Origin of the sequence: Clostridium sp. AF22-10 (assembly GCF_003478725.1) — a bacterium.
GTDB classification, from domain to species: Bacteria; Bacillota; Clostridia; order Lachnospirales; family Lachnospiraceae; genus Otoolea; species Otoolea fessa.
In genome coordinates this window covers 155166-167698 of sequence record NZ_QUFZ01000004.1, presented here as the reverse complement: position 1 = coordinate 167698, position 12533 = coordinate 155166, and the positions used below count along the sequence as shown (strand labels likewise).

General features: G+C 46.2%; 12 protein-coding genes and 2 tRNA genes. 9 read left to right on the top strand and 5 right to left on the bottom strand.

The window, feature by feature from the left end:
* Positions 1-24: 24 nt before the first annotated feature.
* The 3 genes from DWX91_RS04470 to proC all read left to right on the top strand — a co-directional run bounded on the left by DWX91_RS04470 (position 25) and on the right by proC (position 2736).
* Positions 25-996: a hypothetical protein gene (locus tag DWX91_RS04470; RefSeq protein WP_107001107.1), complete on the top strand. Its 972-nt coding sequence runs from the start codon at positions 25-27 to the stop codon at positions 994-996.
* A gap of 189 nt (positions 997-1185) precedes the next feature.
* Entirely contained in the window at positions 1186-1800 is a 615-nt protein-coding gene (locus DWX91_RS04465) for a GntR family transcriptional regulator (RefSeq protein ID WP_181357223.1), read from the top strand.
* Positions 1801-1905: 105 nt separating this feature from the next.
* On the top strand, positions 1906-2736 hold the full coding sequence (gene proC / locus DWX91_RS04460) for a pyrroline-5-carboxylate reductase (RefSeq protein ID WP_107001105.1): 831 nt from the start codon (positions 1906-1908) through the stop codon (positions 2734-2736).
* Positions 2737-2832: 96 nt separating this feature from the next.
* On the opposite strand, the gene DWX91_RS04455 is transcribed toward proC, so the two are convergent.
* Positions 2833-3741 carry an AraC family transcriptional regulator gene (locus tag DWX91_RS04455; RefSeq protein ID WP_107001104.1) on the bottom strand — a complete coding sequence of 303 codons (909 nt, stop codon included), beginning with the start codon at positions 3739-3741 and terminating at the stop codon, positions 2833-2835.
* 179 nt (positions 3742-3920) lie between these two features.
* Here DWX91_RS04455 and DWX91_RS04450 point away from each other — a divergent pair, with 179 nt between their 5' ends.
* The 4 genes from DWX91_RS04450 to DWX91_RS04435 all read left to right on the top strand — a co-directional run bounded on the left by DWX91_RS04450 (position 3921) and on the right by DWX91_RS04435 (position 8562).
* On the top strand, positions 3921-6308 hold the full coding sequence (locus DWX91_RS04450; protein WP_107001103.1) for a glycyl radical protein: 2388 nt from the start codon (positions 3921-3923) through the stop codon (positions 6306-6308).
* A 116-nt stretch (positions 6309-6424) separates the two neighbouring features.
* Positions 6425-7411: a glycyl-radical enzyme activating protein gene (locus tag DWX91_RS04445; protein WP_118538385.1), complete on the top strand. Its 987-nt coding sequence runs from the start codon at positions 6425-6427 to the stop codon at positions 7409-7411.
* Positions 7412-7622: 211 nt separating this feature from the next.
* The gene (locus DWX91_RS04440; protein WP_022358490.1) at positions 7623-7910 is read left to right on the top strand and encodes a DUF2325 domain-containing protein; all 288 of its coding nucleotides are present in this window, start codon (positions 7623-7625) and stop codon (positions 7908-7910) included.
* Positions 7911-8151: 241 nt separating this feature from the next.
* Positions 8152-8562: a metal-dependent transcriptional regulator gene (locus tag DWX91_RS04435; RefSeq protein WP_107001101.1), complete on the top strand. Its 411-nt coding sequence runs from the start codon at positions 8152-8154 to the stop codon at positions 8560-8562.
* Positions 8563-8747: 185 nt separating this feature from the next.
* Here DWX91_RS04435 and DWX91_RS04430 read toward each other — a convergent pair whose 3' ends face one another.
* From DWX91_RS04430 to DWX91_RS04420, 3 genes are all read right to left on the bottom strand, one after another.
* Positions 8748-9377 (bottom strand): DUF4397 domain-containing protein, encoded by a 630-nt coding sequence (locus DWX91_RS04430; RefSeq protein WP_107001100.1) that lies wholly within the window; start codon positions 9375-9377, stop codon positions 8748-8750.
* Between the two features lie 240 nt (positions 9378-9617).
* Positions 9618-9689: transfer RNA gene (locus DWX91_RS04425), tRNA-Glu, on the bottom strand.
* Positions 9690-9707: 18 nt separating this feature from the next.
* Positions 9708-9781: transfer RNA gene (locus DWX91_RS04420), tRNA-Pro, on the bottom strand.
* A 317-nt stretch (positions 9782-10098) separates the two neighbouring features.
* Here DWX91_RS04420 and DWX91_RS16550 point away from each other — a divergent pair.
* Positions 10099-10242, top strand: coding sequence for a hypothetical protein (locus DWX91_RS16550; RefSeq protein WP_022358601.1), 144 nt, complete (start codon positions 10099-10101; stop codon positions 10240-10242).
* An 83-nt stretch (positions 10243-10325) separates the two neighbouring features.
* On the opposite strand, the gene DWX91_RS04415 is transcribed toward DWX91_RS16550, so the two are convergent.
* The gene (locus DWX91_RS04415; protein WP_182435052.1) at positions 10326-11009 is read right to left on the bottom strand and encodes a 3D domain-containing protein; all 684 of its coding nucleotides are present in this window, start codon (positions 11007-11009) and stop codon (positions 10326-10328) included.
* Between the two features lie 470 nt (positions 11010-11479).
* Here DWX91_RS04415 and hrcA point away from each other — a divergent pair, with 470 nt between their 5' ends.
* The gene (hrcA, locus tag DWX91_RS04410; protein ID WP_107001098.1) at positions 11480-12523 is read left to right on the top strand and encodes a heat-inducible transcriptional repressor HrcA; all 1044 of its coding nucleotides are present in this window, start codon (positions 11480-11482) and stop codon (positions 12521-12523) included.
* Positions 12524-12533: the final 10 nt, after the last annotated feature.

Genomic DNA, 12533 nt, shown 5'->3' with positions numbered 1-12533 from the left:
TGACAGAGAAAGGCAAAGGTGTATATGGGATTTGATTATCAAAGTTTTTTGAATGACAAGATTTTTGAAGAATTAAACAAGATAAAAGCCTTTTCTCCGGAGGTTATTGAGCAGGAAGCGGCGGCGCGAAAAAAACCGGGATTTCCGCATGATAAGCTGGTATTTGCGGCAGCGGATCACAATGCCAGAATGATCAATGAGTACAAAGGAAATCCGATTGGTTTAAGTAATAGGCGGGAGTATTTATCCCGCCTGGTGCGGATGCTGCAGAGTGATCAGATTGATGGAATCGAGGCGACACCGGATATTATTGAAGATTTATTTATCCTCAATAAGTTGCAGCGGGAACGTGGAGAAAAGGCGTTTCTGGATGGGAAGATGCTGGTTGGCACTGTGAACCGGGGCGGTCTGAAAAATACGGTATGGGAGATGGACGATATGCCGTCCTGTTATACAGTCGATCGCCTAGTGAAACTTCGGATGGACGGTGTAAAGTTTATGATCCGTCTGAATCCGATGGATGAGCGAAGCAAATATACGGTTCGGTACTGTGCAGAAGCTGTCAATGCAGCAGAGTCAGCTGGTCTTCCAATTTTTATCGAGGCGCTGTATGTAGAAACGACGGAAACGGGGTTTACGATGAAGACGGATTCAGAGAGTCTGTGTAAGGTAGTCGGCGTGGTAGGCGCTCTTGGCTGCCGTGCATCCGGCAAATGGATTGAAGTTCCGCTGAATCATGAATATGCAGTTCCGACGGCGGCGACCACCTGTCCGGTGCTGGTAGTTCCAGACGAGGTAAAGAGTGAGCCGATTGAGGTTGTAGAAGAGTACACGAAAGAGATCGGAATCAGCAGCAATATCCGCGGAATCTTGCTGGGACGAAATGTTATGTACAATGAATCGGATCCGCTTCCAATCGCGGAAGCGATCGCGGATATCTGGCATAAGGGCGGCAACGCGGAAGAAAATTACAAGCGATGCGTCGAAAAATTATAAAAAAAATAGGGCATATCAGGTTACTGGGCATGTATGCGTGAACAGTAACTATATCAGAAACGGGGTATATACAAAAGTCTAATTGAATTTGATCCTTATTTGCGCTATTATAAAAATAAGCATTCCTGTAGACTAAAAGAAGTTGGATGCAAATCACAGATTTGTTCTACAAGAAAGATGAGGGAAACAATGCGAGTTAGTGATGTGGCATACGAGAAGATTAAGATGATGATTATTACAGCCAGACTTCGCCCCGGACAGACATTAGTAGAGGCTGAATTGATGGAAGAGCTGGGGATGGGACGAACTCCCATCCGTGAGGCACTGAATCGACTGGCATGGGAAAACTTTGTGAAAATTGTCCCGAGACAATGTATTATGGTAAATGAGATTTCCTTATATGAAGTGGAATCGATTTATCAGATGAGATTTGCTCTGTCTCCACTTGAATCAGAGCTTGCTGCTATGAATCGGACGGAAGAAGATTTAAAGCGGCTGAAAGACAGCCTGGAAGTCCTGAGAGAGGAGACAGATGCGGAAGAAAGAGTTCTTTTGGATCGAGCATTTCATAGAATTATTTCTTCTATGACTAGGAATCCGTTTCTTGAGCGGGAGATGAATAATTACCAGGATTTGAGTATTCGTCTTCTGTTTTTAAACCGGATTAATTTATCTTCGATTGATGATATGGATATTGGACATCATGAGGAAATTTATCGTTGTCTTCAGGAGAGAGATGTAGATAAATTGATATCGGTTCAGAAAGCGCATGTTCAGGCATTTAAAGAAAAATTTATCCGCTGAGAGCGGGAACTTCCCTTCGCTGAAAGGCGAAGGGAAATATAAGCCACATAAGATATATTTGAAGTATATTACTAACTCGGACTTTAAGTTGAAAGGAGACCAGCTATGAAAAAAATTGCTTTTATTGGAAGTGGAACTATGGGTACAGCTCTTGCAACGGCAGCCTGCAAGGGAATTGATCCATCGGAAGTTGTGATTACAGATGTGGTTACAGAAAAAGGACAGAAATTAGCGGACGAGCTGGGATGCAACTTTGTTGAGACCAATGGAGAAGCGATCAAGGCAGCTCATTATGTTGTGTTCTGTGTAAAACCGCAGTTTTTAAAGAGTGTTCTGGAAGAGGTGAAACCGGTCTTTGCGGCATGTGCAGAAGAAGGGCAGGAAAAAATTATCGTTTCGATTGTAGCGGGTGTTGAGGTTTCAACCTATATGAAAGAATTAGAGTTAGAAGGAAAGAATGTTCCGGTTATCCGTATTCTCCCGAATACAGCCTGCTTGATTGGAAAAGGTTTTATCCTGATCGAACAGGGCGACAGCTACACGAAGGAACAGGAGGACGAATTCCGGTATATTCTACGTGAAGCCGGTGGATTTGACAGCCTTCCGGCCTCCCAGTTTGTGGCAGGCACGGTATTAACATCTACATCCCCGGCGTTTATCGCAATGTTTGCTAATTCTCTGGCAGACGGCGGCGTTTACAATGGTCTTTTACGTTATCAGGCGAGAAGATATGCACTGGAAGGAATCCTTGGAACCGTGCAGCTGTTTTTACAGAGCGAAAAGCATCTTGAGAATTTAAAAGATGATGTGTGTTCTCCGGCTGGTCCGGCGATGATCGGTGTGAAGACACTGGAAGACCGTGGGTTCCGCAGCAGCGTGATCAATGCGGTTGTCGATGCTTATAAACGATTTGATGAAATTGGAAAATTAAAATAATCGTTGCATCATCCTGAAAAAGCCCCCCTTTATATTTTTATACCACCTTAGCAGCCGGTCGGTTTCCCTGATGAAGAGAAGCCGGCCGGTTTTCCATTAACTGCTTGGGATATCTGGTTTTGATAAGTGTTGTTTCCGGTACTGTGCTGGTGTGCAGCCAATGATCCGTTTGAATGTGGCGATGTAATTGCTGACCTGGTTGTATCCGACCAGTCCGGCAATCTGTGAGATGGGCAGATCGCGGTGAAGGAGGGAAACACTGGTCTGGATGCGGTAATTAGTTAAATATCCATAGGGAGTTGTGTGAAGAATATTTTGAAAAATCCGGCAGCATTCTCCGACGCTGATATTGGCTGATGCAGCCAGGTCTGAGAGCTGTAAATCATCTGCGTAATGTGCATAGATGAACAGGAGAATGGATTGCAGGCGCTGCTGGCGCAGGAGGTTAATAGAGGTAGAATTCCCACTGCTGTGAAAATTGGAAATCAACAGATTCCACATCGAGGTAATCTTAATGCAGATAGAATATTCATTGCCTTTAACCTGATTGGAAAGAAATAAATCGGTTATTTTTTTGTGCAGTCCGATCAACTCTTTCTGCCATTCGGATTCCGGGTGAATAGAGAAAGCGGAGAATTTCCCGCCGGCGGTATAGGGCAGGACGTAGTCCTGATCCATGCGGCTTCCAGGAAAAAAGGCAAGAAGGCGGTAAGGAAAATTGAGGCTCGCATAGGAGCCGTCTTCCGACATCTGTGTGACGGCATGAATCAGGGAGGTGTTGACGAAAATCAGATCTCCAGCCTGTCCGGGCAGAGAAAGATTATCTACCTGCATTGTCAATGTTCCGCTTAGTACGAGGGTAAACTGCAGCTCATCATGCCAGTGGAAGTCGCGCAGCCAGCGTCCCGGCGGCTGCATGGAATGAATATCAGAATAGTAGACATTGACCGGAAAATCTTGATCTTGATAGTGGTTGATTTCCTGTAACTGGGAAGTAGATTTCAAAGGATCCCTTCTTTCTATAAAAATTCAATATGTTAAGATTTTGGTATTTTTAGTTATTGATATTGTACCATTTCCACATAAGAATTGCTATACTTTTAAACGAAAAGAGATTTATAGCAGGTGCTAAAAAAATAAATCCCACAGAATGGGAATGTGAGTAAAAAATAGGAGGAAATCAGATGGCAGCAATCGAAAGAAAACCATACATGGATCGGATTGACCGATTAAAACAGAGAGTATTAAAGACCAAGCCAGAGATGGATCTGGAAAATGCAATTATCCTGACAAAGGGCTTCCAGGAATCAGAGGGACAGCCGCTGTGCATCCGGAAAGCATATGCATTTAAGAAACAGTGCCTGGAGAAAACTGTAAAAATCTGGGGGGATGAGCTGATTGTCGGCAATGCCGGAAGCAAGCAGCGCGGCGGTATTTTAAGTGTCGATACCTGCTGGTCGGTTCTGGATGAGGAGCTGGATACCATCAGTACCCGTCCATATGACCCATTCTATCTGCGCCCAGAGGATCGGAAGGCATTTGAGGAGATCATCCGCCCGTACTGGAAGGGACGTTCCACGTATGAGCAGTGGCTGGTACAATGCCCAGATTTTGCGGCAACCTTACGTGACTGCGGCGCTCTTTACATCAACCGTAAATCGGTTCGTGGCTGGGGCGAGACGACTGCGGGTTATTCCAGAGTCATTAAAGAAGGCATGGAGGGAATCAAGGCGCATATCCATAAAGTGCTTGATACACTTGATATTACCCGTCCGGGTGACTATGAGAAGATTGAATACCTGAAAGCGATGGAGCTGGCAGCTGACGGTATCTCCGCATTGGGACACCGCTATGCGGCAGAGGCGAGAAAGCTGGCAGAGGCAGAGCCGGATGAGAAGCGCAGAAAAGAACTGTTACAGATTGCAGGGACCTGCGATCAGGTTCCGGAAAAACCGGCGCGTACCTTCCGCGAGGCGATTCAGTCGATGTATATTTACCAGACCTGTATTTTCATGGAGCAGAATGCAGCAAGCTACAACCCGGGACGTATGGATCAATATCTTTACCCATTTTATAAGGCAGATATCGAGGCTGGCCGTTTGACAGAGGAAGAGGCGCAGGAACTTTTGGACTGCTTATGGGTTAAATTCTCTGAGCAGTGCCTGTTCCAGGATCAGGTAACCGCACAGTTTTCCGCCGGTTACCCAATGTTCCAGAACGTATGCTGCGGCGGTGTGGATGAGCGCGGCATGGACGCAGTCAATGACGTGTCGTACCTGATTTTGCAGGCAACCGCAGAAGTACAGTTATATCAGCCGTCCCTGTCTGTCCGTTACAATATGGCGAAGAATCCGAGCAGCTTCTTAAAGAAGATTGCAGAGGTTATCAAGCTTGGAACCGGTTTCCCGGCATTTCACAACGATGAAGTTGGTATCGAGATGCTCCTGAACAAGGGAATCCCGTTAAAAGAAGCATATAACTGGAATCCATGCGGCTGTGTAGAGACGAACCTGGAAGGAAAACAGAGATGCTACACCGCATATGCAGACTTCAACTTAGGTTCTGCGGTTGAATTTGCTCTGTTAAACGGTAAGAGCCGTAAATATGGCATTCAGGCATCTGAGGCGACCGGCGATCCGACTGCCTTTAATACCTACGAAGAGTTTGAAGAGGCAGTCAAAGAGCAGATCCGCTATGAACTTCGCGGAACCGTGGCTTCCAGCCATGTATGCGATGACATTGGCTTTCAGAGGGTCGTTCCGGCACTTTCCCTTTCCTTCTATGAGTGCGTAGAGAATGCGAAAGATTACGCGTGGGGCGGTGCGAAATATAACCTTGGAAATGGTATTGATGCGATCGGCGTAGCAGACCTGATCAACAGCCTGATTGCAGTAAAGAAACTTGTATTTGATGAGAAAAAAGTAACGATGCAGCGTCTTCTGGATGCACTGGATGCAAACTTTGTGGGTTATGAGGATGTCAAGAAGATGTGTGATGAAGCTCCGAAGTACGGCAATGATGACGACGAAGTAAACGAGCTGACCGGTGATATGTTCTGTTTTATCGCGGACTATATCGAGTCGTTCCACAGCAAATTCGGCAAGATGACGCCAGGTATTCTTCCGGTATCTGGAAATACTCCGTTTGGTCTGGAGGTCGGTGCACTTCCGTCCGGACGTCTGGCTTGGAAACCGTTAGCAGACGGCGTATCTCCGAACCAGGGAACCGATACCGAGGGCATGGGCGCTGTATTGAAATCCATTTCCCACATTCCGCATGGCCGTTTCAATCAGGGAACTCTGCTGAATGTAAAGATGGATACGGTATTCCGCGACAGCCCGAACTCGACAAAAGAACTGATGAACTACCTGCGGAGTCTCTGCTCCCTGGGCGTATTCCACACACAGTTCAATGTCATCGATACGGAGACCTTAAAAGAAGCACAGAAGCATCCGGAGGATTACAACGGACTGCTGGTACGTGTAGCTGGTTATACAGCATATTTTACAGAGCTTGGAAAAGAAGTACAGGACGATATCATTTCCAGAACTTCACATTCCAATATCTGCTAGGAAAAAGAGTGAAATCTGCCGTGTTTCATAAAAATGCGGCAAATCAGCTACCGGGGATGCGCATCATGCGCGGTGGCGGGCAGCAGGCAAGGTGTACTTGACAGGAGGAACAGCGTATGGAATTAAAAGCAAATATTCTTCGGATTGAGCGGTTATCCCTCTCCGATGGGAAGGGAATGCGGACGGTTGTATTTTTTAAGGGCTGTCCCCTGCGCTGTGCCTGGTGTTCGACACCGGAGTCGCAGTCGGGGCAGCGGGAAGTCTACTATATGAAAGAGCGCTGCACCGGATGCGGTGCCTGCATCCAGGTCTGTCCGGAACAGGCACTTCGCCGGAGCGAAAAAACGGGAGAGATCGTGAGGGATCACAGCCGCTGTAAACAGTGCTTTCAGTGTGTGGATGCCTGCAATTATCGGGCACAGCAGATCTATGGCAAGGAGATGACCGTAAAAGAAGTAATGCGCGAGATCCAGAAGGATGAGATGTTTTTCTTCTATTCTGATGGTGGAGTGACACTTTCAGGAGGAGATCTGTTCTGTCAGACGGATTTTGCGGAAGCACTGCTGGAGGCCTGTGATGACGCCTGCATCAATGCGGCGGCAGAGTTAGATATGTTTACTTCGTTTGAAAATGTGAAACGGATCGTGCCGCATCTGCAGATGTTTTATGTGGATGTGAAAACGATGGATCCGGAAAAGCATAAAAAATGGACGGGGCAGGATAATGCCTGTATTCTGGAAAATATCCGCAAAGCCGATGCGATCTGCGCGCCGCATTCGATTCATGTCCGTGTGCCGCTGGTAGAAGGAGTCAATGATGATGTGGAAAATATTCGGAAAACGGCGCAGTTATGCCAGGAACTTAAAAATTGTCAGGAATTGGAATTTCTGCCATATCATAGACTGGGGCTTCATGCATACCGGCAGCTGGGAAGAAACTATCAATTAGAAGAACATGCGTCGATGAGCCGTTGGGATGTGTATCAGAAAATGGGATTTCTGTGCGAAACGGATTGGATGTTTGATATAGCGATATCAGGATTGGAGGTGTATAAAGCTGGAATAGGAAAAACGGGAGTAACAGAGGAGGTGTTAAAAGCGTAAAATACGATAAAAATTAGTATTGGATAAAAATGGATAATGGGAAAATGCGTACCGTGTGAGATAAGGTTGGTTGGTGAAAAATAGTCTTGCACGGTACGTTTATTTCTATGAATTTTCTATGAATTTCAATTTTCCTCTGGACAAACAAGATAAGTTAGTGTATACTAACTTCATCAGCAGTTAGACAGAGCTAACTTTCGGAGGATAAAATATGAGTGTTGTAATTGTAGGTGGTCATGACCGCATGGTCAGCCAGTACGTGAAAATCTGCAAATCATTTAACTGTAAGGCAAAGGTATTTACACAGATGACGGCGGATTTCGGCAAACAGATCGGAGCGCCGGATCTGCTTGTACTTTTTACAAGCACCGTTTCCCATAAAATGATTCGGACGGCGGTTGATGGTGCAAAGGGAAGCCGGACAGAAGTTGTCCGCTGCCACACCAGCAGCAAAACCGCGTTGGAAGAAATTTTGCAGGAACACTGTGCAGCTTGCTGACGTATTAAAAGGCGAAGCCACGGCAAAATCCGTTACTGGGCACGTATGCGTGAACAGTCACTCCGTCGGTTTCTGGAAACGATAGATTGATTTCGATATGGTTTGAAATATTCTTCCAAATATGGTATTCTAGTATATAGTATTATGGTAACTGGTCGGCAGCTTGGGAAGACTATTCTGCGGGAGACGGGAAGGCACGAAGCCAGGCCGGTTATGTGTTAGAAGTTTGGAGGGAATCACTTTGAAAATACAGCAGTCAGCAGAGGATTATCTGGAAACGATTCTTATGTTAAGCTATCGCAAGCCGATGATCCGTTCGATCGATGTAGTCAATGAGCTGGGGTATTCAAAACCAAGCGTCAGCGTTGCGATGAAGAATCTTCGTGAAAACGGTTATATTTCGATGGATCATGAGGGATATATCACTCTGGAGCCGTCGGGACGGAAGATCGCGGAGATGATTTATGAGCGTCATACATTACTGACAAAGCTTTTGGTAGCGTTGGATGTGCCAAGAGAGGTGGCAGTGGAAGATGCCTGCCGCATTGAACATGTGATCAGCCCGCAGAGTTTTGAGGCAATCAAAGAATTTGCAGCCGCGCATCTGGCAAAGCTCGAGAAAGCAAACCGGACAGATGAGCCGGAAAAATAGATGGCTGTTTAAGATTCGGACAGTTATATTCTCATCATAAATTTATAATTGCAGAGGACACGGAAGAGAGACCGCACGCGTGAACGTGGCGGTCTCTTTTTTCATAGGAAATTACGTCCTATGAAACAAAAAACGCTTCGCGGGATTTGCACTCGCGTGAAGAAGCTTTTCTCAAATAAAAGCGATCAGGCGTTGAGCATCTGTACCGAAAAATCATTAAAAGTACCCAGAACCGCCAGTGTGTAGCTGTAACCGCTGCGAAGCCGGATATTCGTGTTGACGATGGCGAAGCCCGGATTGGTTCGGCGGTAGACGGTCAGCTGGTAGATGCCGGGGATGATGTGCATGTAGCGCGTATAATTCATGTAATCCAGATCGGATACGACCAGACGTCCGTTCAGGTATATATCGATCGGTTCGCGGATGGAGGCGGCATTGTAAAAACGCAGGTGCGCGATCTCCGATGAGGTGGAAAAGAACGGCGAGAGAATGCCCCAGGTCCAGAGAGCGCCATTTGGAGATGGCTTCCAGTTGGAACCGCCGCAATTTATGCAGCCACCGGTGTTCGGGCTGCCATGATTATTGGACGGCAGGGTGGGCATCACATCCCCGTATGGTCCGAAGCCCGGAGATACCTGAAGATCATTGGATGAGCTGTCCGGATATGTTAAGATAACAGGAGGCTGAGAACTAAATCCAGACTGTGCCGTATCACTGGTTCCAGCTGCTGCCGCATCCGTCTCCGGTGCCGCCGCCGGAGTCGTGTCAGCATCCCCCTCAGGCACTGCTGCTGCATCGTAGTTGTATGTTTCCATAAAAAGATACCTCTTTTCATATTGGCTATATTGCAGTATATGAAGAAGAAAAAAGGAGAGTTACTATTTGCAGGCAGGAATTTTCTGGACTGAAAATCCTGTTCGATACTGTAGAAAAGTGTATTTTGCCGATCTGGAATGCGGAGCATCGGCAAAATTCAGTTATAGTTTACATGATTTTGTGAAAGGTCAAGAATGAAGAAAATAAAAAAGAGACTCGAATCTCGAATCTCTTTCCAGTGACCTGTCCGGGAATCGAACCCGGGTTTACGCCGTGAGAGGGCGTCGTCTTGACCGCTTGACCAACAGGCCATATTTAATTTTATTCAATCGAGGCGACGTGATTCGAACACGCGACCTCTGCGTCCCGAACGCAGCGCTCTACCAAACTGAGCCACGCCTCGATATGATTTTCTCGCTTTTGAAGCGGTGCTCATCAGCGACTCCTATATACTATCACGCCTTCCAAAAAAATGCAAGCGTTTTTTTGAAAAAAATTGAAAAAGTTTTAAAAAATTGAAAAAACCCTTTAAAATCAATATTTTCACGCTTTTAACTTATATTTCGAAATTATTATGAATAACGTAAGAAAGCGAAAGGATGATTAAAGTCTTGCTAAGGATGCGCCGAAACTCTTTTCATTTTGGATAAAAAGAATAAAATGGGGAACAAAGCATAGTGAGCTTGCATTGAAAAATGAATGAGTCAGGAGGAATTAAGTATGAACATCATCGCAGCCATCTTATTTGGAATATATGGAGTGATCGGAGGCGTGAGTACCGTCGTATGTACCGTGAGCATTCCGGGTATCATTATTTGGAAAATTTACCGGAAAACGAAATATCATAAGGCGCTGACGGATTAAGGAAAATAAGGATTATAAAAAGGGTCTTGCAGGTGAAGAATTTTCTACCTGCAAGACCCTTTTTTTGCTTAAAATCAATGTAATTATCGGACAATATAGACATCGGCGCTTCTCTTTCCATACTGCAGTGCCTGGCTGTGGGAATTGAAGAAGATGTCCAGTTTGTTTCCGCGGATGCCGCTGCCGCTGTCTTCGACGGTATAGACAACGCCGTTGATGCGGAGTTTGGTTCCGAGCGGGAATACGCGCAAGTCGGCGGAAATGGTATGTCCTGCCTGCGGAATGGTGCCGGATTTAGTGCGGTTCTTTCCGCCACGGCAGCATCTGCGGCAGCTGCAGTAAGCAGTTGTCGTAAAACGTCCGGCGTAGATTTCAGCAGGTGCCTCTGCTTCCTGTGCCTCGGCAGCAGCATTTGTGTCAGTATTTTCAGTCATTGCAGCTTCGTCAGCGTTCTCTGCCTCCGCCTGTGCAGACTCATTTGAAAATGCAGCGACTTCTGCCTCGGAAGCGTTCGTGTCAGCCGCTTCTTCCGCAGCAGCGTTTGTCTGCTTTCTAATCAGCTCCGGATCGGAAGCCGGACCAGATGGTGTCTGGGCTACTTCGGTGGAAATGCCGTTTGTTTCTTCACCGGCTGCCGCATCTATTTGGGAGACAAGCTCGGTTCCGGCATCTGTGGCTGCCAGTGTATTCATGGTGCCTGCCATGAGACAGACCAGGCTCATTGCCGTTGTGGCAAGTCCGCGCCGCATGGTGTTCATCATATTCATCAAATAAAAACCTCTCATTTCAATTTAGATTCATTTGTCTCATCGCAACGATTGTGCATCTCACAAATATTGCAATGTGTTTACAAATGTTATAATTTATTACTATTATATTACAAAAATGTTAAATGTCAAGTCGGAGAGCCGGAAATAGGGCTCTGGGAGCGGTCGGAGGTTCGACAAGTCGAAAGCTTGTTCGAACGCAAACAGGAAAGCGGGTAAGGGAGTTTCTACCTATAGAAAATGTGAAAATCAGCGTGCCTAAAAACAGGGTATGCAGAATGGAAAATTTTATTCGAAAAAAGAAGAAAAAAATTTTTTTAAAAACCGAAAAAAATCATTGACAAATACTTGCGTAAGTAATATAGTATGAACTGTAGATATTAGCACTCTGATAGATTGAGTGCTAACAGAAAACTTCCAGAGCGGGTTTAAGAGACCGGCGGAAGCGGATGCACGGAAGGAGAGATTGGATGGAACTGGATGAGAGAAAAGAAAAGATTTTGAAAGCGATTATCCAGAACTATCTGGAGACCGGAGAGCCGGTTGGTTCCAGAACGATCTCCAAGTATTCCGATTTGAAACTCAGTTCGGCGACGATTCGAAATGAGATGTCGGATCTGGAAGAACTGGGATATATCATTCAGCCGCACACATCGGCAGGTCGGATTCCTTCAGATAAAGGATATCGTTTCTATGTGGATCAGTTGATTCATGAGAAAGAGACGGAGGTCACGCAAGTGCGTGATATGGTCATCCAGAGAGTGGATCGGGTGGAGCTTCTGTTAAAGCAGATGGCAAAGCTTTTGGCGAGCAATACGAATTATGCGACGCTGATCAGCGGACCGCAGTATCACCAGACGAAGATCAAGTTTATACAGCTTTCCAGAGTGGAAGCCGGGAAACTCCTGATTGTCACTGTTTTAGAAGGCAACATTATCAAGAACTCGATTGTGGCACTCGATGCGGAGCTGACCGATGAGGACATCCTGAATCTGAATATTCTTTTAAATAGCGGTCTCAACGGATTGACGATGGAGCAGATTAATCTGGATGTCATTACCCGGATGAAAGGGCAGGCAGGCGAGCGCAGCCACATCGTGGATGTGGTACTAAGCGAGGTGGCCGAGGCGATTCGTTCCGGCGAGGAAGATTTACAGATTTACACCGAAGGTACGACGAACATTTTCAAATATCCGGAACTGAGCGATGGCGCGAAAGCCAGCCAGCTCATCGGGACACTGGAGCAGAAAGACCTCTGGAGAGAGATTCTTACTGAGGACGATGCGGACAGCGATAAGAAAAATGAGATTCAGGTCTACATCGGAAGTGAGACACAGGTGCAGTCGATGAAGGACTGCAGTATCGTTACTGCCAATTATGAATTGGGGGACGGACTTCGGGGAACGATAGGAATCGTTGGACCGAAACGAATGGATTATGACAAAGTTGTATCGACCCTGCGCTCATTAAAGAGCCAGCTCGATCAGACATTCAATCATAAAGATACCGAGTAGCACGGATGTG

Coding starts and splice junctions, on each gene's coding strand:
- DWX91_RS04445 (WP_118538385.1), top strand. CDS start 6,425: ATGGAATTAAAAGCAAATATTCTTCGGATTGAGCGGTTATCCCTCTCC.
- DWX91_RS16550 (WP_022358601.1), top strand. CDS start 10,099: ATGAACATCATCGCAGCCATCTTATTTGGAATATATGGAGTGATCGGA.
- proC (WP_107001105.1), top strand. CDS start 1,906: ATGAAAAAAATTGCTTTTATTGGAAGTGGAACTATGGGTACAGCTCTT.
- DWX91_RS04465 (WP_181357223.1), top strand. CDS start 1,186: ATGCGAGTTAGTGATGTGGCATACGAGAAGATTAAGATGATGATTATT.
- DWX91_RS04415 (WP_182435052.1), bottom strand. CDS start 11,009: ATGAATATGATGAACACCATGCGGCGCGGACTTGCCACAACGGCAATG.
- DWX91_RS04430 (WP_107001100.1), bottom strand. CDS start 9,377: ATGGAAACATACAACTACGATGCAGCAGCAGTGCCTGAGGGGGATGCT.
- DWX91_RS04470 (WP_107001107.1), top strand. CDS start 25: ATGGGATTTGATTATCAAAGTTTTTTGAATGACAAGATTTTTGAAGAA.
- DWX91_RS04440 (WP_022358490.1), top strand. CDS start 7,623: ATGAGTGTTGTAATTGTAGGTGGTCATGACCGCATGGTCAGCCAGTAC.
- DWX91_RS04450 (WP_107001103.1), top strand. CDS start 3,921: ATGGCAGCAATCGAAAGAAAACCATACATGGATCGGATTGACCGATTA.
- hrcA (WP_107001098.1), top strand. CDS start 11,480: ATGGAACTGGATGAGAGAAAAGAAAAGATTTTGAAAGCGATTATCCAG.